General features: G+C 66.6%; 21 protein-coding genes. 16 read left to right on the forward strand and 5 right to left on the reverse strand.

Features of this window, described 5'->3' with window-relative positions; translation table 11 throughout:
• Positions 1–30: 30 nt before the first annotated feature.
• Entirely contained in the window at positions 31–1026 is a 996-nt protein-coding gene (locus tag HX774_RS14630; RefSeq protein WP_178827913.1) for a TerC family protein, read from the reverse strand.
• 572 nt (positions 1027–1598) lie between these two features.
• On the opposite strand from HX774_RS14630, the gene HX774_RS14635 reads away from it, so the two are divergent.
• The 6 genes from HX774_RS14635 to HX774_RS14660 all read left to right on the forward strand — a co-directional run bounded on the left by HX774_RS14635 (position 1599) and on the right by HX774_RS14660 (position 9819).
• Positions 1599–2156 (forward strand): RNA polymerase sigma factor, encoded by a 558-nt coding sequence (locus HX774_RS14635; protein ID WP_255500471.1) that lies wholly within the window; start codon positions 1599–1601, stop codon positions 2154–2156.
• Positions 2153–3118: a FecR family protein gene (locus HX774_RS14640; protein WP_178827917.1), complete on the forward strand. Its 966-nt coding sequence runs from the start codon at positions 2153–2155 to the stop codon at positions 3116–3118. The genes HX774_RS14635 and HX774_RS14640 overlap by 4 nt, the downstream gene beginning before the upstream one ends.
• 72 nt (positions 3119–3190) lie before the next feature.
• Positions 3191–6271 (forward strand): TonB-dependent receptor, encoded by a 3081-nt coding sequence (locus HX774_RS14645; RefSeq protein ID WP_178827919.1) that lies wholly within the window; start codon positions 3191–3193, stop codon positions 6269–6271.
• Between the two features lie 195 nt (positions 6272–6466).
• Entirely contained in the window at positions 6467–7987 is a 1521-nt protein-coding gene (locus HX774_RS14650) for an alkaline phosphatase family protein (RefSeq protein WP_370523689.1), read from the forward strand.
• 735 nt (positions 7988–8722) lie between these two features.
• Positions 8723–9526, forward strand: a complete 804-nt coding sequence (locus HX774_RS14655; RefSeq protein WP_178827924.1) for a TnsA endonuclease N-terminal domain-containing protein — start codon at positions 8723–8725, stop codon at positions 9524–9526.
• Complete coding sequence (locus HX774_RS14660) at positions 9523–9819, forward strand: hypothetical protein (protein WP_178827926.1); 297 nt, start codon at positions 9523–9525, stop codon at positions 9817–9819. The genes HX774_RS14655 and HX774_RS14660 overlap by 4 nt, the downstream gene beginning before the upstream one ends.
• Here the strand turns inward: HX774_RS14660 and HX774_RS14665 are convergent.
• From HX774_RS14665 to HX774_RS14675, 3 genes are all read right to left on the reverse strand, one after another.
• Positions 9816–10988: a hypothetical protein gene (locus HX774_RS14665; RefSeq protein WP_178827928.1), complete on the reverse strand. Its 1173-nt coding sequence runs from the start codon at positions 10986–10988 to the stop codon at positions 9816–9818. The two genes, HX774_RS14660 and HX774_RS14665, sit on opposite strands and share 4 nt — an antisense overlap.
• 45 nt (positions 10989–11033) lie before the next feature.
• A complete protein-coding gene (locus HX774_RS14670) occupies positions 11034–11531 on the reverse strand; it encodes a hypothetical protein (protein ID WP_178827930.1) in 498 nt (165 codons plus the stop codon).
• 258 nt (positions 11532–11789) lie between these two features.
• Complete coding sequence (locus HX774_RS14675) at positions 11790–12059, reverse strand: hypothetical protein (RefSeq protein ID WP_178827932.1); 270 nt, start codon at positions 12057–12059, stop codon at positions 11790–11792.
• Between the two features lie 187 nt (positions 12060–12246).
• On the opposite strand from HX774_RS14675, the gene HX774_RS14680 reads away from it, so the two are divergent.
• The 6 genes from HX774_RS14680 to HX774_RS14705 all read left to right on the forward strand — a co-directional run bounded on the left by HX774_RS14680 (position 12247) and on the right by HX774_RS14705 (position 20169).
• A complete protein-coding gene (locus tag HX774_RS14680; RefSeq protein WP_178827934.1) occupies positions 12247–16167 on the forward strand; it encodes an ATP-binding protein in 3921 nt (1306 codons plus the stop codon).
• Between the two features lie 347 nt (positions 16168–16514).
• Entirely contained in the window at positions 16515–16862 is a 348-nt protein-coding gene (locus tag HX774_RS14685) for a PadR family transcriptional regulator (RefSeq protein WP_178827936.1), read from the forward strand.
• A 23-nt stretch (positions 16863–16885) separates the two neighbouring features.
• Positions 16886–18013, forward strand: coding sequence for a hypothetical protein (locus HX774_RS14690; protein WP_178827938.1), 1128 nt, complete (start codon positions 16886–16888; stop codon positions 18011–18013).
• A 66-nt stretch (positions 18014–18079) separates the two neighbouring features.
• Positions 18080–19198, forward strand: coding sequence for a bifunctional transcriptional activator/DNA repair enzyme AdaA (locus HX774_RS14695; RefSeq protein WP_178827940.1), 1119 nt, complete (start codon positions 18080–18082; stop codon positions 19196–19198).
• Positions 19179–19730: a methylated-DNA--[protein]-cysteine S-methyltransferase gene (locus tag HX774_RS14700; RefSeq protein ID WP_178827942.1), complete on the forward strand. Its 552-nt coding sequence runs from the start codon at positions 19179–19181 to the stop codon at positions 19728–19730. Before HX774_RS14695 ends, HX774_RS14700 begins: the two co-directional genes overlap by 20 nt.
• Positions 19731–19767: 37 nt before the next feature.
• On the forward strand, positions 19768–20169 hold the full coding sequence (locus HX774_RS14705) for a host attachment protein (protein ID WP_178827952.1): 402 nt from the start codon (positions 19768–19770) through the stop codon (positions 20167–20169).
• A 2-nt stretch (positions 20170–20171) separates the two neighbouring features.
• Here HX774_RS14705 and ilvA read toward each other — a convergent pair whose 3' ends face one another.
• Complete coding sequence (gene ilvA / locus HX774_RS14710) at positions 20172–21689, reverse strand: threonine ammonia-lyase, biosynthetic (protein WP_178827954.1); 1518 nt, start codon at positions 21687–21689, stop codon at positions 20172–20174.
• A 175-nt stretch (positions 21690–21864) separates the two neighbouring features.
• Between ilvA and HX774_RS14715 the strand changes: the two genes are divergently transcribed.
• From HX774_RS14715 to HX774_RS14730, 4 genes are all read left to right on the forward strand, one after another.
• Positions 21865–22200 carry a GIY-YIG nuclease family protein gene (locus HX774_RS14715; RefSeq protein ID WP_178827956.1) on the forward strand — a complete coding sequence of 112 codons (336 nt, stop codon included), beginning with the start codon at positions 21865–21867 and terminating at the stop codon, positions 22198–22200.
• 110 nt (positions 22201–22310) lie between these two features.
• On the forward strand, positions 22311–23396 hold the full coding sequence (nadA, locus tag HX774_RS14720; protein ID WP_255500472.1) for a quinolinate synthase NadA: 1086 nt from the start codon (positions 22311–22313) through the stop codon (positions 23394–23396).
• A 12-nt stretch (positions 23397–23408) separates the two neighbouring features.
• On the forward strand, positions 23409–24302 hold the full coding sequence (locus HX774_RS14725) for a metalloprotease (RefSeq protein ID WP_255500473.1): 894 nt from the start codon (positions 23409–23411) through the stop codon (positions 24300–24302).
• A gap of 4 nt (positions 24303–24306) precedes the next feature.
• Positions 24307–24689: FAD-dependent oxidoreductase (locus HX774_RS14730; RefSeq protein WP_178827960.1), on the forward strand; the 383-nt coding region annotated here is incomplete at its 3' end.

Raw genomic sequence — 24689 nt, forward strand, 5'->3', positions numbered from 1 at the left:
CCCGCCTCTCCGAAGCGGGCCCTTCGTCAGTCAAAAGGGCGGCGCCTTGGCGGACTGACCGCGCGTCTTCCAAAGCGACCAAATCACCCCCGCCGCCAAGATGAGGGCCGTGATCGCCAGCGACCATTCGGCGGGGAACTTCTCCCAGCCCAGCAGGTCGGCCACGAAGATCTTGCCGCCGATGAATACCAGCAGCACAGCCAGCGCCTGCTTCAAGTAGGCGAAGCGATGGATGATGGCCGCCAGCGCGAAATAGAGTGCTCGCAGTCCCAGAATGGCGAAGATGTTCGAGGTGTAGACGATGTAGGGATCGGTCGTGATGGCGAAGATCGCCGGCACCGAGTCCACCGCGAAGATCACGTCTGCGATCTCAATCATCACCAGCGCCAGGAACAACGGCGTGGCCCATAGCGTCATGCGGCCCGTCTTCGCGTGCGGCGCCCGCACAAAGAACTTCTGCCCGTGCAGATGGTCGGTGATGCGAAGATGTCCCCGCATCCACTTCACCAGCGGATTGGCGCCCACGTCGGCGTGACCATCGCCGGCGAAGAACATCTTGATCCCGGTGAATATCAGGAAGGCGGCGAAGATGTAGAGCACCCAGCCGTACTGACTGACCAGGGCCGCCCCCGCGCCAATCATGATGGCCCTGAGCACGATCACGCCGAGGATGCCCCAGAACAGCACGCGGTGCTGAAGCGCGCGCGGAATGGCGAAGTAGCCGAAGATCATGGCGATGACGAAGACATTGTCCATCGCCAGCGACTTCTCGATCGCGAAGCCGGTCAGGTACTCGATGCCGGACTGGCTGCCGAGCTCCCACCAGACCCAGCCCCCGAACAATAGAGCGACGGCGATATACATGCCGGACAAAAGCAGGCTCTCGCGCACGCCGATCTCATGCTGATCCTTGTGCAGGACGCCCAGGTCCAGCACCAGGAGCGCCACGACGACGCTCATGAAGGCCAGCCACATCCAGGCCGGCTTGCCCAGCCATTCGACCAGGAAGAAAGTCATCAGGTCCATTGGACTCCCCTTTTCTAGGGAGCGACCACGGCGTGCGCTTGAAAAGAGGATCGACCGTAAGAGGCCGTCGCGCACCGAGCTCGCTCGATGCGGTCCGACATCACGCCTGCCATCAGACGTCAGAGGGGCCCGGTCCGCTGCCTCGCAGTTTAACCAATCCGGCTCTTTCCGGCAAGTTTGAGACGCGGCTGTCAGGACCAGTTAGGAGCGGCGCATTTTATGGCGACTCTCATTGGTCTGGAAACATTCGACCATTTAGCCAGACCAGCTAAAATCGGCTCAAAATCGCACGGGACCACCTAAGAACGGCGCAATGTGCGCAGCCAAGGGCACATGCCGATCTGAGCCGCATTTGCTCTCTAGATAAAGCGAAGCTCTAATGGCTCCTGAGCGCCATGAGCTGACATTGGCCTAGATGTGCAAAGCGGACTTCCTGTCCGACTGCCTCTCGGATTTCTTCTCGTTTTCGGGGCCTGTCATGTAGGGGGATTATGGAACTGAAGTGTCTGATGAATCGCCCTGGGTGCAGCCCGGCGTAGCGGAATGGAACGTGCATGGTTGAGGACGGGGAGTTGAAAGCGTGGTTCTTCAGGGAGGTGTTTCCTCTCGAAGCCGCCCTGACTCGCTATATCCGTCGCAACTGGCGCAACGAGAATGACGTGGCCGACTTGAGGCAGGACATCTACGCCAAGGTCTACACAGCGGCGCAGCGACAGCTGCCGCTGAACGCCCGCGCCTTCCTGTTCACCACGGCCCGGAACCATCTCATCAATACCGCCAAGCGCGCCAAGATCGTGTCCTTTGATCTGGTGGCCGACCTTGAGGCGTCCTTCCCCGAGGCGGCCTCGGCCGACCTCGACAGACAATTGACCGCGCGAGATGAGCTGCGACGGGTCCAGGCGGGTCTGGAGCGGCTGCCGACGCGGTGCCGCCAGGTGATGACCTTGCGTCGCGTCGAAGGTCTCTCCACCAAGGAGGTGGCCGCTCATCTCAACATCAGCGTCAGCACCGTCGAGCAGCAGGTGGTTCACGGTCTGCGGGCGCTCACCGACTACATGATGGGCGGCCAGGGACGGATCAGACGATCGCCGTCCAAGACGCCCGCCGCCAAAAGCGAGTCTCAATCATGAGCGCCCGCAACGCAATTGAAGAGACAGCCGCCTATTGGCTGGTGCGCCAGGGCGACGGGCTTTCAGGCGAGGAGCAGGCTCAACTCGACGCCTGGCTGAACGCCGCCGCCGAACATAAAACCGCTTTCTGGCGTCTTGAGTACAGCTGGGAGAAGGCTGGACGCCTGAGCGCTCTGCGTGGGCCCGACACCCTGGTCGAAGCCATGGCCGAAACCGCGCCCTCCGCTTCGTTGCGTCGGGGTCAGCCCCGTTGGGCCGTGGGTCTGGCGGCTACCCTGGCCCTGGCGGTGCTGACATCGACCGCCCTCCTCTGGCCCCGGCCGGCTCATTATGCGACCGACACCGGAGAACGGCGCCTCGTGGCCTTGTCTGACGGGTCGCGTGTCGAGTTGAACACGGAAACCCGCCTGCGGGCCTCTATGTCGCCGGACAGCCGCGAAGCCTGGCTGGACGAGGGCGAGGCCTATTTCGACGTCGCCCACGACGCATCACGCCCCTTCACTGTTCACATGGGCGATCGGACCGTGCGCGTTCTGGGCACGCGGTTCAGCGTACGACGCGACGGCGACAAGGTGCAGGTGCTCGTCGCCGAGGGACGCGTCCGCCTCAGCGGCCCTAAAAGCGGCCCCGCCGCCAAGCCCGTCCTGCTGGTGCGCGGCGATGTCGCGACCGGCATGGGGGCCTCCGTCCTGCAAAGCCGGACATCGGACCAGCGCGTGGATGACCAGTTGGCTTGGCGTCGCGGTCTTCTGGTGTTCGACCAGATCACCCTGTCGGACGCCGCCGCCGAGTTTAATCGCTATAACCAGACCCAGCTGAAAGTGCTTGACCATCAGACCGCGGCCATCCGCATCGGCGGCAGCTTTGAAGCCACGAACGTAGAGGCTTTCGTCCGCCTGCTGCAGAGCGCCTACGGCTTGGAAATCGATCACGATGACGGAATTGTAAAAATATCCGAATAGGGATGTAGGGGGTTTCCGCCTTCGTCTTGTCACAATCCCAGAGACGTCCAATCCGGACGACAAGGGGGTTCTATGACTAAGGTTTCGTTCTTGCGGCATATGCTGACCGGCAGTGCCTGCGCCTTGATCCTGGCGGGAGCAGCGGCGGCGCAGACCCGCAATTTCGACGTTCCGTCGGGAGAGCTGAAAAACGCCCTGGACGCCTATGCGCGTCAGGCCGGCGTTCAGCTCGTCTACAAGACCGAAGACGTGCGCGGGGTCAGGACGCGCGGCGTTCAGGACGCCGTCGATGCTGAAACCGCCCTCCGTCGTCTACTGGAAGGCACAGGCCTGACCGTTCAGCGCGACAGTTCCGGCGCCCTGGCCATCGTGCGCCAGGCGGTTCAGAAGACGGCTTGGACCGACGACCAGACCTCGACGGTGGAAGAAGTCGTCGTCACCGGCTCACGCCTGAAGAACGTCTTCGACGCCGCCACGCCCGTGGTCAGCATGGAGCGCGAGGCCCTGCTCGAGGGCGGTTACATGGACCTGGCCGAAGCCCTGACCGACATTCCCGGGGTTGAGGAAGGCAGTTCTCTCGCCAACAATCAGAGCGCGACCCAGGCCAACGGCCTGTCGACCATCAGCCTGCGCAATCTAGGCGAGAACCGCACCCTGACGCTGATCGACGGTCATCGCACCGTCTCCAACGCAGGCAACCGCAACGCCGTCAGCCTCAGCTCCATCCCCGAGTTCTTCATCGACCGCGTTGAAGTGACGACCGGCGGCGGCTCGGCCGTCTATGGCTCCGACGCCATCGCCGGGGTGGTCAACATCATCACCGAGCGCAACCTGAACGGCTTGCGCGCCCGCATCGTCGGCGGCACGACCCACGACGGCGGCGGCGACTCGATCGAATACTCGGTCGGCGCCGGCGGCCGGTTTCTGGACGATCGCCTCTATGTCATGGCCGGCGCGACCTACGACCGTCAGTTCAAGCTGAAGGCGACGGATCGCGATCGCGCCCTGCAATCCATTTTGTACGTGCCCGCCAGCAACACGGTCACCACGCCGGATCGCTCGACCTACATCTCTGGCGGACGCTTCATCAGCGGCCGTTGGTTCTATGATGACAGCGGCCTGCGCCCCAACATGGTCACCGCCGTCGACGGCTATGAAGACCGTCCCGATGGCACGCTGATCACGCCGCGTGACAACCTGAACGGCGCCGCCAAATTCGACTATGCTGTGAGCGACAACCTCAAAGTCTGGGGCCAGCTCCTCTATTCCAACGTCGTGACGGATTCGACGCGGGCTCCCACAACCTTCAGCAACACGACCACTTTCGGCGTCAACGACGAGTTCACGATCGGGCGCATGTCGCGCACCCTGAACCCGTTCGCCCCCGCCGAGATCAAGGCGGCGGCCTCCAGCTCCGGCATCGACTTCCGTCGTCGTGTGACCGAGGTCGGCCCCAATCTGATCCACAATGAGCGCGAGACCATCCGCAGCTGGGTCGGCATCGAAGGCAGCCTGCCCAAAGACTGGGACTGGAAGCTGACCTACGGCTACGGCAAGTTCTCCGGCGAACAGATCCGCGGCAACACGCTGAACCTGCAGCGCGTCAAGTGGGCCCTTGATTCCGAGCGGGTCAACGGCGTGGTGCAGTGCCGCGACGCCGCCGCGCGCGCCGACGGCTGTGTGCCGTTGAACCTCTTCGGGGTCGGTTCGATCACGCCCGAGATGGCGAACTATATCCGCGCCAACACCTACTATCGTCCGACCAATCGTCAGGACACGATCGAGGGCTATGTCTCGGGTTCCTTGTTCGAGCTGCCCGCAGGGCCGATCGAAGCCGCCTTCGGCTTCGAAAGCCGCCGCGACCACACCCAGACGCGCACCGATCCGCTGATCCAAAGCGGCGTGGCCAGCTCCTCCTTCCTCCCGGAATACGAGGGGACCATCAAGGCCAACGAGGTCTTCGCCGAAGCCTCCGTGCCCCTGCTGGCCGACCTGCCGTTCGCCCATCGTCTGACGTTCAACGGCGCCGTACGGGTCGCGGACTACAATCTCGACGCTGTCGGCACGACGGTCAGCTATCGCGCCGGCCTGCAATGGTCGCCGATCTCGGACCTGCGCATCCGCACCGAGTACGCCCGCGCCCAGCGTGCGCCCGACACCAGCGAACTGTTCTCGCCGCGGCGCGATGACGCCGACAACGTCGTCGACGTCTGTAGCGGCGTGACGGCCAACACGGCCGGCATCGTGGCCCAGAACTGCCGCGCCGACAGCCGCATCGCCGCCGCCATCGCCGCCGCGTCCGACGGTACGTTCCGCCAGCTGACGACCCAGATCAAGGCGCCGAACGCCGGCAACCCGGACCTGTTCGAGGAAACGGCGGACACCTGGACCCTCGGTCTGGTCTATCGTCCCAGCCGTGCGCCGGGCCTGGAACTCAGCGTCGATTACTATGACATCAAGATCACTGACGTAATCTCGTCGCTGAGCAACTCGGCCCTGCTGCTGGGCTGCTACTCCGACGCAAACGGCGCCGACAACGTCTTCTGCGACACCATCACCCGCGACGAAAACGGGCAGTTGGTGCGCATTCTGAACCAGGAGCAGAACCTCAACGAAACCCGCGCCCGCGGTGTGGACCTGGCCGCATCGTACCGCTTCGACCTGGAGCACTTGAACGTGCCCGGCAAGTTCCGCGCCAGCATGAACTACAGCCGCCGCCTGGAGTTGAGCACCGAATACGACAGCATCGACAAGGTCGAACTGGTCGACTCGGTCGGCGAGGTGGGCACAGCCAAGAACGAGGCCCGTTACGGCCTGTCCTGGTATGATGATGTCTGGAGCCTGCGCTGGTCCTCGCGCTTCATCGGCGAGGTGGTCGATAGCCTCGAACGCAAACAGCAGGCCGTCGCCGCCGGTTGGTCCGACCCGCTGTTCCTCAATGTCGACGCCTACTGGCGCCACGATCTGAGCGTCAGCTTCAAGCCTGACCGCAGCAACCCGCAGCTGAAGGTGTTCGGCACCGTCAAGAACATCTTCAACAACTACGGCCCCTTCCTGCCGGACGGCACCGATAGCGGCAACGCCTACAACTACAGCTCGGCCTACGGCATCACCGGCCGCGCCTTCACCCTGGGCGTCCAGGTCGAGTTCTAAGACGACCCAAAGGACCCGGCGACGTTCTGTCGAGCGTCGCCGGTCTCCGGGACCAATCAGGTCCCATCCGATTCATTTCAGGATCAAGCCATGTCAAAACGCTTCGCTGTCGCGATGGCGGCGCTTCTCTGCGCCTCATCAACCCTCGTCCAGGCGCAGGACACGGCCTCTTCCCCCTCTTCGCCGAAGTTGGTCGTGACCATTGTGGTCGATCAGTTCAGCGCCAACCTGTTCAACCAGTACCGTAGCCGCTGGACGGGCGGCCTGCGTCGCCTGTCCGATGAAGGCCTGGTCTCAAGCAACGGCTATCAGACCCACGGCCTGACCGAGACCTGCCCCGGACATTCCACGGTCCTGACCGGCGTCCACCCCGCGCAAACCGGCATCCCTTCCAACGACTGGATCGACCCGACGACGGGCGAGGAAGTCTATTGCCTGGCCGCGCCCGGCAACACGCTGGCCCATGGCCGCAACAGCGACAACGGCCCGGTGGGCCCCGACAATATCCGCGCCTCCAGCCTGGGTGACTGGCTCAAGGATCAACGCCCTGGCTCGCGCGTCTTCGCCGTGTCCGGCAAGGACCGGGGGGCGATCAATCTGGCGGGCCATCGTCCCGACGGCGCCTACTGGTTCACCGACGATTTCGGCCTGACCACCTTTGTCGAGCCGGGTCAGAGCGCACCGGCGCGTCTGGCTGCTGTCGACGCCTTCAACGCCGAGTTTCGTCGCCGCCAGGCCACGACGCCTCACGCCTGGACCTATAGCCAGCCCCAGTGCCGCGCGCTGGAAGCCCGTTGGGAAATCAACGGCAAGACGCTGCATTCCAAGCTTCCTCCAGCCAAAGACGACTTCGATTCCTCGCCGGAACTGGACGAGGAGACGCTCAAGGCCGCCATCTACCTGATCGACACCCAGAACCTGGGCCAGGGGCAGACAACCGACCTGCTCGGCGTCAGCTTGTCGGCGACCGATCGCATCGGCCACGCCTATGGCACGCAGGGGCCAGAGATGTGCGAACAGATGCACCGTCTCGATCAGGCCCTGGGCCAGTTCCTCTCTCGGCTGGACACCATCTCCGGCGGCGCCGTCGTGGTCCTGACCGCCGACCACGGCGGTTCCGATTTTGTCGAGCGTCTGGCGCAGCGCGGCTCCCCTCATGCCCACCGGATCGATTCCGCCCCGCTCGCCGCCGTCAACGCCTCCCTGCGTCAACGCTTCGGCCTGGACGCCTCACCGCTTCAATCGGGCTCCAGCGGCCTGATCGTGGCGGACAAGGCCCGCAAGACCCTGCCGGAGCCGCTGCGAAGCCAGATCATCGAGGCCGCCCTGCCCATGCTGCAGACCCTGCCCGACATCGTCTTCGTCGAAGCTCGCGACCGCCTTCTGACCGATCCCCTGCCTGACAGCGAGCAACCTGAAATCCTAACCCTTCGCGAACGCATGCGCCTGTCAGCCGTGGCCGAACGCTCGCCTGACATCATCATGGTCCGCGCAGCGAACGTCACGGGCGGCGGACGAGTCGGCGGCAATATCGCCGGCCACGGCACGCCCTGGGACTATGACCGCCGCGTGCCCATCCTGTTCTGGAAGCCCGGCGCGTCAGCCCAGGAGCGCTTCCTGCCCATCCGCACCGTCGACATCGCCCCCACCCTGGCGACCGTCATCGGCATCCATGCGCCGCCAGTCTCAGGACGCTCCCTCCCTCTCTGGGACTGATGGGACGCCTTGAGGCAATCGACGGTGGATCGATCCCCGGTCGCCTCCCGAGAAGCATGATCCGACGATGGCCATCAGATCCGGCCCCAGCGCCCGAAAGCAGGCATTTCGAACCGCCGCCTTGAGCCATTGCCGGTCATTGCCTGGGCGCGCTGTACGACAGCCAAAGCAATCTCACTCGCAGCGCTAGGCGGAAAGCCAACGCCTTTAAATAAAATCGGTTCATAACCTTGGCAGCGAAACCTAGCGTCTGGCGTCGAAGCCTCGACGGGGCTGCCGATGAAGGCGCATCCTCTTTATTGGGTGTTTTCCAATTTAAAAGTAAAACTTTGAGTTAGCTTTCTAATAAAGATTATAGCAGATAGTTTATAAGAACGCCTACGCGCATCGTTTTTTGACTTCGCAAAAACTAATTCTTTTACCTTGCTTTGGATGCCTGTCAAAATCCTCAAACCGTGAGACGAGTCTTAAACCCGTTGGGTTTCTCGTCGTAGGTTGGAGGGGTGACAATGCAACCACCTTAAAGCGCAATAAAAACTGGACCTTAGGTCCAGAAACAACTCGAGCCCTAGGCTGCCAGGCCCGGGCTCGGTTGGGGACGCATACGATCCCATCGCTTGATGTCGATGTGACGATCTTCTCCCCACCAGACTGAGGAGTCAACTGCGTCTACACAGGCGCAGATCCCCAACGCTCGAGTTGAATGCAACCTCATGCAAATCAAAGGAGATCACGATGGACCACGTCCGTCGATGCGGCCGCTCGGCCGAAATCGCTCGAGCCTCGACCTTAGATGGCGCCTTGCGCGAGGTCGCACATGAAGGGCTGAGCCCCTTGTCGTGGGAAAGCCTTTCGGCCGCGGCCACCTTGGTTGTCACGCCAACCGGAGGGCCCATCCGGACGATCGTCACGGGTCGACGACATATCACGACGGGGGTTTACGCCAGCCGAAAGGCAGGCAGAGCGCTACCTTATGAAAGCATGAACGAACGGGCCTTCTTCATGCATAGCGAGGTCGACACAGAGGTCGTTGATTATCGCGCTCAGATGTTTCGGCTGGAGTTTGTTCTAGGCGGTCAAAAGCGGGCCTACATCGTCGACTGCGTCAGGCAGCTTGCAAATGGTCTGGTCGAGTTGGTCGAGATCAAGAACGATCGTCGAGCCCTTCGGGAACCGGATTACGCACTGAAGTTGGAGGCGGTTCGAACGATCTGCGAGCGCATCGGCTGGCGTTTTCGGATCATCTTCAAGTCAAGTTTGTTCGAACCCGCTCAAGTCTATCGAAACATCTGCGACGCCCAGTCCTGGCGCTTTACGGAGTACACGAAGGCGGACGTATTCAAGGTCGCCCACCGACTGCAGGGAGGCGCTTCAATGCCGTTGGCCGAGCTCTCAGAGCATCTCGGCAATCCCGCTGTCGGTGCGGCCAAGCTGAAGGCGATGATGGTGGGGCGGATCGTCCGTCTCGACCTCTCGCGCTCCCTCAATCCGAACACCCCCGTCTCGCTGCTCAGCGATCCGATGGAGAACCAGCAATGACCGACATCCAGTTGAAGGCTGGCGAGCTTTGGGAGCTTGGCGGTAAGCGCCATTACCTCGAACAGGTGATGGGCGGCGGATTTCTCCTGTTTCGTTCCGAGCGCACCTCGGCCCCATTTCAGATCGAGCTTGATAGTGGCGAGAAGGTCTCGCCGACATTAGGCTGGCTCAAGGAGGAGTTCCTTGAAGGCAAGGTTCGGCGGCTGGACCGCCCGCTTGCGAGGAGCCAGCTCACGCGTCTGACCATGGATCGAGAAGACGACTACGACGCCATAATCGGGCGAGATCCTTAGCCATGTCCGGCTTTGACGAACTGGTCGGCGACCTCGACGATGCCGTTGAAGAAGAACTGTTGGACCCCGGCTGGCATCTGCCCGCCGGCGTCGATGGCGCCGCCGTTCCCGTTCAGATGGCGGTCGATCTTCCACGCATGATCGACCGCCTGGAAGCCGCCGCCTTCAACCTGGCGGACTCCCTCAGGGCCATGGCGGATCGGTCGACCGCCCCCACCGAGGCCGAGTGGGAGACCCGCTGCGGCAAGGGGGTCGAAAGGATCTTGGCCGCGGTGCGCGCCGCGCTTCCGACCGGCGTGTCCGCCTTCGCGCTTTTCCGCCTCATCGACGTGCGCGTCTCGACCCATGAGGACCTCGCCGCCGACTTCCGGCGCCTGGAGCTCGGTACGGCCTCGCCGTTGCCGGACGCCCTGCAGTCCAACCTCAGGGACCTGGTGGGCGGGGCGTCGCGCCGCCGCGGCGCGTTTCGGGCGCCCGCTCTGCGTCGCACCCTGCAGGACGATTTCGGGGCGGACCTGTTCGAGCCGAGGGAGTGGGGCCTCGGAGCCTATCGGGAGACGCTCGGCCGATCCCTCCGCATCGAGATCCCGGGTCGGGGGATCAGCGCGCCCGTCGAGAAGGTCGTCGTCTGGCCGAAAGCGCGCCTCCAGACGGCGACGCCCGAGCGCGACTTCGAGGATGAACTGCCGCGATGGAACGCCGATCAGCCCAAGGGCGACGTCGAGATCCGCAGCTTCCCGGCGGAAGGGCTGCAGCAGTGCATCCTCATCGCCGGGCCCGGGTTCGGGAAGTCCACCCTCATCAAGGCCCTCAGTGCCCAGCTCCTGGAGACGCCGATCACCCCCGTCGAGATCTCGCTGGGCGCGTTCGCCGAGGTGGACATGGCCGTCGTGGAGTTCCTCGAAGCCAAGGTGACCCGCGCCGTCGATGCCGCTTCGGAGCCCGCCGACCGGGTGCTGAGCCAGCTGATCGCCTGCGGCGTCCTGCGTCGCGGTCCCGATCGTCGCTATCAGTTTCCCTATCCGATCGTTCAGGAATACTTGGCCGCGGTCCACCTCGTGGACGCGCGGCCGGACGACGTGGCGGGGCGGATCGAGGACGTGGTCAAACGCCCTTGGGCCCAGGTCATCCAGTTCGCGCTCGAGTTGCTGCCGGATCCGTCGCCCCATGTGCGCGCCATGCTCGAGCGACCGGACGACGCCTTCTCGACGGGGCTACGCCTGATCGGACGTTGCGTCGCGAACGGCGCGGATGTCGAGCCGGCGCTGCGCCACGACATCGGGGCCCGGTTGGCCGCGCTCTGGCGCGACACCGAATACCGGCTTCGAGAACGGGTCGGCCGGGTGCTCGCCGACGCCTATTCCCGCCCGCTTCATCCGGAGGTTCGAAAACTCCTGGGGACCCGCTGGCTCCTGGGGACCGGCGGGGTGGAGATCATCGTGGCGCAGGAGGATCCCGACCTCACCCTGGAGGTGGTCGACGCCCTGCTCGAGGACGGTCTGGAGACCTTCATGAGCCTGCGCGGCCTCGAACTGTCGCTCAGGGCGCTTGGCCTGGAGGTGGCGGGCAGGGTCGCCCAGCGCGCACGCCGACAGGGGACGACGTCCGAGGAGTACGAGGGGCTGTCCGTCTTCCTCGACGCGCTCGAGCCCTTGCCCGATCCGCCTCAGAGCCTGATCGATCTGGCGTCCGACCTCTCCATCCCGCTGCACCTTCGCCTGTCCGCCCGCGCCGTCCTTCCCGACGCCCTAGACGCCGCGGCGGCCGCTACGGCGCTGTCCGCCCTGGCGAACGGCTACTGGAGGGACCGTTCGGCGGCCTTGAACCTTCTGGCCCGTGCGTCGGATCTGCCGGGCCTGATCGGCGACAGCCTGATCGATCCGGACGTCCCGAACCGGGCGAAGGCGCATCTGATCGAACAGCTCTCCTTCCTGGAGCGGAAGAAGGAGGAACGCGGCCGGATCGCGGGGCTACTGCTCCAGCGGGAGGGGCTCTCCCAGCGTCATCAGGATATTCTGCGGGTCTATCAGATGCGAACCGGCGATCGGGACGCATTGACGGTCCTGATCGACCGCATCGAGACGGCGCGGCACGACGTGGTCACCAACATCCTGGCGAGCCTGAACAGCGTGCCGGATCGCGCTCTCGGCGAAGCGGTCCTGGCGAAGGTGCGGTTGCGGCACGATCCGCCGTCCACCGTTCCCGGGCTTGCGGGCTCCGCGCTCACGGGGCTCACCCATGTCGTGGTTTCGGACGGCTGGAACAGCTACGCACTGGACGAGGCTCCCCGGCATCCCGCGTGGGCGGCGTGGCAGCCGATGTTCGACGACTGGATCGCGACCGAGGGCATGTCGGTCATGGGGCGGCTGCGACTCATCGAGCGCATGCTCGAGATACGACCCGCGAGGCTATGTCTATCAGGCCTGGGTGTCCGCCATCGCCTGGACCAGGCTGCGTCCGGGCGAAACCCTGCTCCTGGAGGTCGCCGACGACTACGCCACCCTGTCGGCCGGCGCGCTCGATCTCAGCCAGGTCAAGGATACGGCGGCCTCGGGCTCGGTCACCCTGCGCGATCCGGGCGTGGTCGCCGCGATCAACCGGCTCTGGCGTTTCCGGCAGGCCAACCCCGGCTTGGAGGTGTCTCTCGCATTTCTGACGACGGCGTCGCCGGGGCGGGAGCGCGGCCTGCCGTTCCCGGGCAGCGTGCCCGGCTTGGTCTATTGGCGCACAGCCGCGCGGGACGGGACGGACCTTGGGCCGCTGCGGGGCGCGCTGGCGCAGCTTCCGCTCGCGGAGGACCTCAAGGCCTGGCTCGAACAGGCCGACGATGCGGCGCTGCGCGCGACCCTGCTGCGTCCCCTCCGGTTCGCCTGCGCCGAACCGGCCCTGCCGGAGCTCGAGGTTCTGCTGGAGGATTCGCTCGCCCATCTCTGCTCCACGGCCGGCGCGCGCGGCGCGGATGTCCGAAGCCTGCGCAACGGGCTGCTGATCGAGGTGCTGCGCACCGCGGTCTTGCCGGACGCCGAGATGCGGCGGCTCGACCGCGATCAGTTGATTACGCGGATACTGGAGGCGGCGACGCCGGGGTTTCCGGACCTCGGGGGCGGATCGCTGTCCGGCGTGCTGGATCCGATCGACGGCCCGGCGGGCGATCGCAACCTCATCGGTCGGCAGGAGGCGACGCAGGCGCTGGCGGATCGCCTGGCGAACGGGCGCGGCTGGCTCTATGGACCGTCCGGCATTGGCAAGTCCGCCCTGGCGCGCACCCTCGCCGTCGGGGCGAACCGGCCCTGGTATTCGCTGGATCTGCGCGATCTGACCGGCCGAGCCGTCGCGACCCGCCTTCGGGCTGCGCGCCAGACGCTGTTCGCGACGGACGTCTGGGGCGGCCTGGTCGTCGAGGACCTCAACACAATCCCCGGCGGAAGCGTCAAACGTGAACTGGCGCTGCTGTTTGAACAGGCGCGCCTTGAGGACGCCCGCGTTCTGGTGACGGCCTATGCGCCCCCGCCGCCGAGCGTGACGGCGGAACTGGACCTAAGTCAGGACGCCGTCGCGGCGTCGCCGCGCTTCACGGAGGCCGAAACCGCGGCGCTGGTCGTCAGGGCGGGCGGCGATCCGGAAACTTGGGCTCGCCCGATCCACCTGTTCAGCGGCGTCGGCTATCCCCAGCTGACCGCCGCTCGAATATCCGCCCTCGGGGCCGCGGCCTGGCCGCGGGAGGAGCTCGGCCGAATGCTCGAGCCGGGCGCCGGGGTCGGGGTCGAGGCGGAGATGGATGGTCTGCGCCGGCAGCTTATCGCGGACCTGCCCCCGGGGGCATCCAGCCTGCTGTTCCGCGTGAGCCTGCTCGTCGGCGCGTTCGACCGGGACATGGCGGTGCGGCTGGGCGAGGCGACCCCCGCGATCGCGGAACCCGGGGCGGCGCTCGATCTTCTGACGGGCCCCTGGCTGGAGCCGGCGGCCGACGGCAGGCTGCGAATATCGCCGGTGCTCTCGGGCGCGGGGCTCAAGGTGCTGTCCGAAAGCGAGCAGACGCGGTTCCATGAGGCGATCGCCGAGTTCCTGGCCGCGCGCCGACCCGTCAGGACCGGAGACCTGCCTCAGCTCGTCCTCTCCGGCCTGCGGACGGGGTCGCAGAAGGCGCTCGGTCTGGTGGCGCGGCTCGCCCTGGGGGGGCAGCTGCCGGATTCGGTCCTCGGCCGCGGCCTCTATCCGCTCGCCTTCATGAAGACCGACGCGCCCCTGTCCGACCAGTTGATGATCAATGCGCCCCTGCGGGCCGCCCAGGTCAAGGTCGCGGCGCTCAACGGCATGGCCCGGCCCGCGATCGAGGCGTTCAGGGCGCTCGAGCGCGAGACGCCCGACGATGAGGTCGGAGGCGTCTTTCGGTTGGTTACGGTGTTCAGCCTGCTGACGGGACCGCTCGAGCTGTCGGCGTCCGATTGGCTCCCGCTGGTTCTGAACATTCCCGTCGATGCGGTCGACCGCACCGCGGCCCTGCTGGCGAAGGCGGAGGCTGAACTCGCCCACCAAGCCGGAGGCGCAAGTCCCGAGGACGCCGGCGGGAGCCGGGTGCCGGGTTTCGACGCGCTCGTTCGGCCCGTGACGGATTTCGGCGCCTTCCTCTTCACCTTCCGCGCCCACAAGATGCTGGGCCTGGAGGATCTGGAGAGCCTGATCGACCAACTCGAGGTCGTCGAACCCGCGCGGCGCAACGTCCTCCTGGCGGGGGAGGGGCTGAACCGACACTCGGACAATCGCCAGACCCTCGTCCAGAACGCCTGGCTGGCTGAAACCCGGCGTGAGGACTTCAACGCCCGGTCGGCGGCGGACCGTCTAGACCGTCTGGGCCAACGCTTGGCGGCCTGGCCTGACCCCGTGTTCGCGCGTGAAGCCCACTGTGCGCGGATCGTCATGCTGTCGGAATACGCCGACGCGCCGCTCGAGGCGCTGGCAATGGTGGAGGCGGCGCTGGAGGGGGCTCCGACCGACGCGCGGATGCGTCGCGAGCGGGTCAAGATCCTGATCCAGCTCAAGCGGTTCGACGAGGTCGCCGCCGACTCGGTGCGCCTGCTCGAGGACATGGCGAGCGGCGACCGGGTCGAGCAGGTCTTCGCGGCCCGGGACGTCGCGATCGCGATCGCGGAGACCGGGAACCTCGCGGCGGCTGCCGACCAGTTCGAGGCGGCGGCGACGATCGCCATGGAAGGCGTGTCGCTCGGCGCCCTCGCGCTGAGGCTCGAGGCCGATGCAATTCTCCTGCGGTGGCGTCTAGGCGCGCGCGGCGCGGCGCTCGACACGGCGCGAAACCTGCTCGAGAGAGCCGATGCGACCATGCCGGACCTCACCGACGAAAGCCGCGCGGACCTCGGGCGAGGCCTGTATGCGATGGCCGAGGTCTTCCATCAGGACATGACCGCGCCCGGATGGGACAAGGGTTTGTCCATGGTCGGGGTCGCCAGCCGCGGCGGGGCGAAGGACGGCGACGCGCTCGCCCCGGTCCCGATGATCGCCTGGTATCGCCTCGCGGAGGTCGAAAGCGCGCTGGGCCTCGACGTGGGTCTGGAGCGCGGCCTCCAGGCGCGACGCGCCGGTGGCGTTCTGACGGCGTTCGAGATCGTCAGGCTGGGACGCGGGAGCTGGGACGGGATCGGGTCGGCCGACCCCGAGATCGCGGCGGCCGCCGTCGTCGAGCGCGGATGCGGCTGGGCCTGGCTGAGAACCATGCCGGCCTCCGAGCGGGACACCGCCGCGCAGATGTCGACGCTCGTCCCGGCGGTCCCCTGGGCCGGCGATCTGGACCTCACCGACGCCAACCAGCGGGTCTACGCCGCCCAGGCCCTGACGGTCGCGCTGGCCCTCGCCCTCGCGCGTGGGGAGGCGGACGGAGAAACCCGGCTGGCGGCCTCGTCGAACGCGGAGACCTCCGGCCTCGCCGCCTTGATCGCCGGACTTCCCGAGGTTTCGGCGAGCGTCGAGGCCTATGGGTCCGATCTCTCCGCCCTCTGGGCGATCCGGCGTCTCGCCGCCGACGACTATGATGTTGGCGAGCTGTTCGTGATCACGGCCCATCTGACTCACTGGGTGTCGCAGATCGGCGGGGGCGGGGCGGTGGCGGCGGCGGTCGGGCCCGTGCTGGCGCGGTGTTGGCGGCAGGTCGCCACCGAGCGATCCTTCAGCCTGACGGCACCTGCCCTAGCCCGCCCCGCCATCCTGCAGGCGACCCTGGAGGTCCGCACCCTGGGCGGCCTGGCGCGGCTCCTGGTGGCCGCGCACCCCTGGGTCTCTGTCAGGGTCGCGCCGGACACTGTGGGGGTCTGGCGCGAGCAGGCCCTTACGGGATGAGGTCGGGCGGCTGAACCGAAGTCGCTAGAGCGCACCCTCGCGGGCGAGTTCGCGGACCCGGCTCAGGGTAGCCTTGATCGCGGCGACATAGCTTTCGCATGGTTTCGGCCTGCAGGCGTACCGCTGCTGACGCTTCCAATGTCTCGTTTGTGCAGGATCACCAACGGCTGCTGATGGCGCACCGCAGACCCTGGGTGAGTGCCGCCTAGTAGCTAGTTGCGAACGATTCTCGCATTGCGCCGTTCTTAAGTGGTTTTGCGCCGGTGCTAACTGGTCCTGACAGCGGCGAGAACCCAGGTCGTTGACAACCTCATACAGTATGTCGCATACACTGTGCGTCACACACTATGTGGCGGCAAGTGAGGCGCGGCGTGGACAAGGACCTGTTCGAGACGATGCGGCTGGAGCTGCGGCGCGGGTCGCTGGTGCTGGCGGTGCTCGCCTGCCTGCGGACCGAACGCTACGGCTACACCCTGCGTCAGGCTCTGGCGGCGGACGGGCTGGAGATGGAGGAATCCACCCTCTACCCCCTGCTGCGTCGCCTGGAGGGGCAGGGGCTGCTGACCAGCGAGTGGCGCGAGGAGGAGAAGCGCAAGAAGCGCTTCTACGTCCTGTCGTCCGGCGGCGAAGCCATGCTGGCCGCCCTGACCGACGAATGGCGCGGCATCAACGCATCGCTGGACCGAATGCTGTGAAATCCCGGGGGAGGAAGACCGAAATGGACGTGATCGAACGCTATCTGGAAGCCGTGGCGGCCCAGCTGTCGACCGAGGACCGCGAGGACATCGTCGCCGAGCTGCGCGACCTGATCCTGAGCCGGGTCGAGGCGCGCGAGGAGGAACTGGGCCGGGCGCTGAGCGACGAGGAGAAGGAGGCGATCCTGCACGAGATCGGCCATCCGCTGGTGGTCGCCGCCCGTTATCGCAAGGGACCGGATTCGCTGATCGGGCCGGAGCTGTTTCCATATTGGCTGTTCGGGGCCAAGGCGGGGCTGATCGTGATCGCAGCGGTGCAGGCGCTGGGCCTGCTGGTCCATGTGCTGGGCGATACGGCCAATTTCGGCCAATCGATCGGTCAGGCCTTCAACGGCTTCTTCTCCGGCGCCCTGACCCTGCTGGGGGCGCTGACCCTCGCCGGGGCGATCATGGAGCGCTACGACATCAAGCCGACCTGGCTGACGAAATGGCGGGTGCGCGACCTGTCGGCCTTTGGTCTGGCCGACCCGGCGAAATGGGGGGCGTCGATGGCTGGAAGCGATAAGGCCAAGGCCGAATGGCTGCCCAAGGGCGCCAAGGTCTGGGGCGTGCGCGCCGAGACGCCGCGCGCCGCCGAGGCCCTGTGGTCCTTCATCGCCAGCGCCGTCTTCATCCTGTGGTGGATCGGCGCGATCCGCTTCACCGGCATCGGCGACTTCGCCCTGCGCGGCGGCGACGTCAGCGTGGCGGCGGCGCCGATCTGGTCGCTGCTGTTCGGACTGATCCTGGCCTGGGCCGTGGCGGGCATGGCGGTGGACGGCGTCACCCTGTGGCGACCGGAGGCGCGGCGGTTGCAGGCCCTGCTGAAGATCCCGGTGGCGGCGGCGGGACTGTGGATCGGCTGGCGGCTGTTCCAGGCCGGTCACTGGGCCACCCTGACGCAAGGCGATCAGACGGCGCGGGTCATGGGCGCCTCGCCGATCCACATGGACTTCGACGCCATCCACGCCATTCCCGAGGCCCAGCGCGGCCTGGCCGAGACGGCTTTGACCCTGGGCACGGTGCTCAACTGGGTGCTGGCGATCATCATGCTGTGCCTGGCGGTGGACATCCTGAAGGCCTTGTGGCGACTGGTGACAACGCGGGACTGATGGACGCGGCGCCGCCATGTCCGAAAACCGCGAGACAGGGCGACGGCGAGGGATCATGTTGCGGGCATGGAAATCGCCCGCGACAGTCTGGATCAGGAGGCCTGCTACCGGGCCGTCCTGACGCGCGATCCGCGCTTTGACGGGCGGTTCTTCACCTGCGTGAAGACGACGGGAATCTATTGCCGTCCGGTCTGTCCGGCGCGGACGCCCAAGCGGGAGAACATGAACTTCGTCGCCAGTGCGGCGGCGGCTGAGGAGGCGGGGTTTCGCGCCTGTCTGCGCTGTCGACCCGAAACCGCCCCGGATATGGGGGCATGGCGCGGCACCTCGAATACGGTCAGCCGAGCTCTGGGTCTGATCGAGGCGGGGGCTCTCGATGAAGGCGACGTTGATGCTCTGGCCGCGCGGCTGGGCGTCGGTGAACGCCACCTGCGCCGCCTGTTCCGACAGCATCTGGGCGCCGCCCCGGTCAGCGTGGCCCAGACGCGGCGCGTGCTGCTGGCCAAGGCCCTGATCCACCAGACCGATCTGGCCATGGCCGAGGTGGCTCTGGCCTCCGGCTTCGGCAGCGTGCGGCGCTTCAACGAGACGTTTCAGTCGCTCTATGGGCGGCCGCCGTCGATGCTGCGGCGACGGGCGGAGAAGGCGGGCGACGGAGGCGTGCGGCTGAGCCTGCCCTACCGTCCGCCCTATGAAATAGACGCGATGCTGGCGGATCTGGCCGCGCGCGGCGAGACGGTCGAGGATGGGATCTGGCGACGCGCGCTGACGCCCGATGTGGATGGCGCGACCGGCGAGGTCTCGGCCCGGTTCGAGAGCGGGAACCGGCTGGCGGTCACGGTGGCGGCCTCGGACCTGAAGGCTCTGCCCGGTATTCTGGCGCGGGTGCGGCGGGTGTTCGACCTGTCGGCGGACCCCGAGGCGATCCAGCGCGATCTGTCGGTTGATTCCTTGTTGGCGCCGCTGGTGCGGGCGCGGCCCGGCCTGCGGCTGCCGGGCGACTGGATCGACACCTCGCCGAATGGGGCCACGGATATGGCCAGCGACCGGCTGGATGACGAACGGCTGAAAGCGAGAGCCGAGCAATGGCGGCCCTGGCGGGCCTATGGCGAGCTGCACCTGCGGGAAGCGGGGATCGACAGTGTGCGGATCATGGAGAGCGACGATGAAAAAGACGCAGCCTGAAACCTTTACGCTGGACCGCCTCGGCTCGCCGGTGGGCGAGGTCTTGCTGGTGACGGACGCCGAGGGCGCGGTGCGGGCCTTCGACTTTGTGGACTATGAGGCGCGGATGCGAAAACTGCTGACCCGCCACTATGGCGAGGTCGTGCTGACGTCGGGCCGGGCGCCCGAGACGGTGCGCGCCGCCATCGCGGCCTATTTTGGCGGCGACGCGAAGGCCCTTGACGGGATCGCGGTCAGGACGGGAGGCACCGACTTCCAGCGGTCGGTCTGGGCCGCGCTGCGCACCATTCCGGCGGGCGAAACCTGGTCCTATGGCCAACTGGCCAGCGCCATCGGCAAACCCAGCGCCGTGCGCGCCGTGGGCCTGGCCAACGGGGCCAATCCGGTCGGCGTCATCGTGCCCTGTCACCGCGTCGTCGGGGCCAACGGAACCCTGACCGGCTATGCGGGCGGGCTGGAGCGCAAGCGCTGGCTGCTGGCCCATGAAAAGGCCGGGGCGGGAACAGAGCAGGGCGCTTTTGCGCTAGACTAGGGCGCCTCTTCTCCGGCGCGCTCCCGGAGCCATTATAATGAACCTGCCCAATGGGGCTTTCGTCGCTGTCGTTGACGGCGAGAAGCTGAACCTGTTCCGCAACACCGGACACCTTCTCGACATCCAGTTGCAGTCGGTCGAGGCGCCTGAAATCCCCGAACGCCTGTCGGGCGCGCCGGGCCGCCGCTCCAGCGAGGCCAACCCCGACAACGACACCCAGGCCGAGGACGGCTTCGCCATGGGCGTGGCCGAGGCGCTGAACCACATGGCCCTGACTAACAAGCTGGAGGCCCTGATGGTGGTCGCCGCGCCCAAGACCCTGGGTCAATTGCGCAAGCACTGGCACAAGGCGTTAGAGGAAAAACTGGTCGGCGAAATCGCCAAGGACCTGACCGGCCGCCCGCCGGAAGCCGTGGCCGAGGCCATCAGCAAGGCCTGAGCCTAGGCCGCCCCGTCCAGGAACAGGCGGCAGGCCGGATTGTCGGTCTCGTCCACGTAAGGATAGCCCAGACCGTCCAGCGCGGCGGTCAGGGCCGTCGCCTGATCCGGCGGGACGCTGATCCCGGCCAGCACCCGGCCCACGTCGTCGCCGTGATTGCGGTAGTGGAACAGGGTCAGGGCCCAGGCGGGCTGCAAACTGTTGAGGAAACGCAGGAAGGCGCCGGGGCGCTCGGGGAACTCAAAGCGCAGCAGCCGCTCGTGCGGCAGGCCAATGGTGCGCCCGCCGACCATGTAGCGGACGTGCAGTTTGGCCGTCTCGTTGTCGCTCATGTCCTCGACGGCGTAACCGTCGGATTTGAGGCGGGCGATCAGGTTCTCGCGCTCGGCGGCGCCGTCGCGCAGGCCGACCCCGACGAAGATCTGCGCCCGGCCGTCGCCGGACCAGCGGTAGTTGAACTCCGTGACGGAGCGGCCGTCCAGCGCTTGCAGGAAGCGGTGATAGTCGTCGCGGCGGTCGGGCATGGCCACGGCCAGCAGGGCCTCGGCGCCCTCGCCGATCTCGGCCCGTTCGGCGACGTGACGCAGGCGGTCGAAGTTGACGTTGGCGCCCGAGTTGATCGCCACCAGGGCGCCCGCGCCCGGATGGCGCGCGGCCCAGACCTTCATCCCCGCCAGGGCCACGGCGCCCGAGGGCTCGGCCACGGCGCGGACGTCGTCGAAGATGTCCTTCACCGCCGCGCAGATCGCATCTGTGTCGACCAGGACGATGTCGTCCAGCAGGTCGCGGCACAGGCGGAAGGTCTCGTCGCCTGCGCGGCGCACCGCCACCCCGTCGGCGAACAGGCCGACCTGGTCCAGGGTGACGACATGGCCGGCGTCGATGGCGCTTTTCATCGTGGGCGCGTCGGCGGGTTCGACGCCGATGATCTTCGTCTCGGGGCGCAGGAAGCGGACGATGGCGGCCACTCCCGCCGCCAGACCGCCGCCGCCGATGGGGATGAAGACGGCGTCGATGGGGTCCGGGTGCTGGCGCAGGATTTCCAGTCCCACGGTGCCTTGGCCGGCGATGACGTCCGGGTCGTCGAAGGGGTGGACGAAGGCGGCGCCGGTGTCTTTCTCAAGCGCGCGGGCATGGGCGTAGGCGTCGTCGAAGCTGTCGCCGTGCAGGACCACGTTTCCACCCAGCGCCTTGACCGCCGCCACCTTGATGCCCGGCGTCGTGGTCGGCATGACGATGGTCGAGACCGCGCCGCGCCTGGCCGCCGCCAAGGCCACGCCCTGAGCATGATTGCCTGCCGAGGCGCAGATGACGCCGCGCGCCAACTCGGCTTCGCTCAGGGCGGCGATCTTGTTGTAGGCGCCGCGAATCTTGAACGAGAAGACCGGCTGCAGGTCTTCGCGCTTCAGCAGGGCGGGGCGGTCCAGCCGCGCCGACAGCCGCTTCAGCGGGTCCAGAGGGGTTTCCTCGGCCACGTCATAGACGCGGGCGGTCAGGATGCGGCGGACGGTATCTTGCACGAAATTCTCGGAGCGACGCGAGGGGGAGGATCAATCGACCTCTCGTCTAGGGCAGAAGTCGTTGTCAGGGGAAGACCCTTGCGTATCTGAGCGGCGGCGCTGCCGACGGCGCATGGTATTTACCCGGGTAATAATTTCCGCTAATTAAATCCGGGTAAAACAAAGGGAGGCGTCCATGACGTCCGCAGATCGCAAGGCGCTTATCAACGACTATAAGGACCGTGAAACCATCGCCGGGGTGTTCGCCGTCATCTGTTCCGCCACCGGCCGCGCCTGGGTGGGCCAGAGCCGCCACATCGACACCCAGCAGAACGGCCTGTGGTTTTCCTTGAAGATGGGCGGCAGCCCCTTCCGGTCGTTGCAGGCCGAATGGACCGCCCACGGCGCCGACAGCTTCCGCTTCGAGCAACTGGACCGGCTGTCGCCCGACCTGTCCGACATGGCGCGCAAGGATGAGCTGAAGAGGCGGGCCGCCCTGTGGATCGCGCGGCTGGAGGCGGAGGCGCTGTAGGCGGCGTTCGTGCCCTTTTTCCTTGCGCCCTGTGCGGAACGGCCTACATTGCGCCTGCTTATGCTAACTTTGAGCATAAGTCGGAGCGGCGCAAACAGCCGCAGGGAGCGATGAAGATGGCGGACGGCGCTTTCGGCCTGTCAGAGGAACTGGCGCGCGAGACCGCTCCCGTGTGGGAGAAGGTCAAGGGTCTGGTGACGCCGCTGGAGTGGCCGGAACAGGCGAAGCTGATCAGCGAGATCAATGCGCTGAAAAAAGAGCGCGACGCCGTCATCCTGGCCCACAACTATATGACGCCCGAGATCTTCCACGGGGTCGGCGACTATGTCGGCGACAGCTTGGGGCTGGCCAAGGAGGCCGCGAAGTCGAAGGCGAAGGTGATCGTCCAGGCGGGCGTGCACTTCATGGCCGAGACGTCGAAAATCCTGTCGCCGGAAAAGACCGTCCTGATCCCCGATCTGCGCGCGGGCTGTTCGCTGGCCTCGTCGATCACGGGGGGCGACGTGCGCCTGATCAAGCAGCGCTATCCGGGCCTGCCGGTCGTCACCTATGTCAACACCACCGCCGACGTGAAGGCCGAGACTGATATCTGCTGCACCAGCGCCAACGCCGTCCAGGTGGTGGAATGGGCGGCCAGGGAGTGGGGCGTCGACAAGGTCATCCTGATCCCCGACGAGTTTCTGGCGCGTAACGTCGCGGCCCAGACGAATGTCGGCATCATCGCCTGGAAGGGCCGCTGCGAGGTGCATGAGCGCTTCACCGCCGACGACATCGCCGAGATGCGCGTCGCCTATCCGGGCGCCGAAATCTTGGCCCACCCGGAATGCCCGGAAGAGGTGCTGGCGGCGTCGGACTTCGCCGGATCGACGGCGGCGATGATCGACTATGTGACGGATCGCAAGCCCAAGCAGGTGGTGATGATCACCGAGTGCTCGATGGCCTCGAACGTCAAGGGCGACGTGCCCGGCGTGGATTTCATCGGCCCGTGCAACCTGTGCCCGCACATGAAGCGCATCACGCTGGAGAACATCCGCGACTGCCTGAAATACATGCAGTTCGAGGTGACGGTTGAGCCCGAGATGGCCGAGCGCGGGCGTCTGGCCGTGCAGCGGATGATCGACCTGCCGCCGCCCGCCATCCCGGCGCGCTATGACCTGATCAAGGCCAAGCACCATGTCGATGTGGAGCTGATCTGAGGTGCTGCGGCGATGCGGCCCGTTGCGGGCCGGTCGCTGCAAGCCCAGTTCGACGCCATGAGCGACATCGACAACACCACACGCCGTCCCGGTCCCTGGGACCTGCCGCCGGAACAGGCGGCGCCCGAGCCGGTGCGCGCGCGCCCGTCCGCGCCGCTGGAGGACAAGGGCCAGCATCCGGGCTGGGCCATCGCCTCGACCCTGCTGATGGCGGGCTTCCTGTGGTGGATCACGGACAGCGTCATCGTGGCGGGAGCGGTGCTGTTCGGCCTGTTCGTGCATGAATACGGGCATGTGCTGGCGATGAACAAGCTCGGCATGGGGCCGGCGCGCATCTACATCATTCCCTTTCTAGGCGGGCTGGCCAAGGCGCAGCGCAATCCGAAGACTGAGTGGCACGGTGTGCTGGTGTCGCTGGCGGGACCGGCCTTTGGTCTGATCGCCATGATCCCCTTCGTGGCCGTCGGGCTGGCGTTGAAGTCGCCCGAGTGGCTGATGGGGGCCTTCTTCATCGCCATGATCAATCTGGTGAACCTGCTGCCCGCCCCGCCGCTGGACGGGTCCAAGGCGCTCGGTCCGGTGCTGACGCGGGTGCATCCGCGCCTGGAACAGGTGGCGCTGCTGGCTGTCGGCGGTCTGGCCGTCTGGTGGGGTCTGTCGACCGGGCGGTTCATTCTGGCGGTCTTCCTCGGCATCGCCGTGTTCAGCCACCTGAAGCGCGGCGTCTGGCGTGCGGCCTGGGGTCAGTTGAGCTGGCCTGAGGCGGGGCGAAGCCTGGCTCTCTATCTGGCGACGGCGGCGGTCTGCGCAGCGGCGGCGATCGGCGCCCTGCTGCCCCTGACCGGCGGGGCGGTCGAGCCGGCCTTCGACATGGGCTTGCGATTCATCGGCGTGGGAGGCCGCTAAAGCCATGGCGCGCATCCGGCATGACGGGCCGCTGATCATCGGCGGCGGACTGGCGGGGCTGTCCGCCGCGCTGGAGGCCGGGCCGGCGAAAGCTCTGGTGGTCACGCCGGAGCCCCTGCTGAACGCCTGTTCCTCGGCCTGGGCCCAGGGCGGGCTCGCGGCGGCGCTGTCGCCGAAGGACAGCGCGGTCCTGCACGCGAAAGACACTGAAGGGGCGGGCGCCGGTCTGGTGGAGCCGGAGGCCGCGCGCGCCCTGACCGAGCGCGGGCGCGAGACGGTGGAATGGCTGGCCTCGCTGGGCGCGCCGTTTGATCGGGACGAGACGGGCGGATTCTCCGTCAGCCTAGAGGCGGCGCACAGCCTGCCGCGCGTGGCGCGGGTCGGGGG

Source organism: Brevundimonas sp. P7753, assembly GCF_013386595.1.
GTDB classification, from domain to species: domain Bacteria; phylum Pseudomonadota; class Alphaproteobacteria; order Caulobacterales; family Caulobacteraceae; genus Brevundimonas; species Brevundimonas bullata.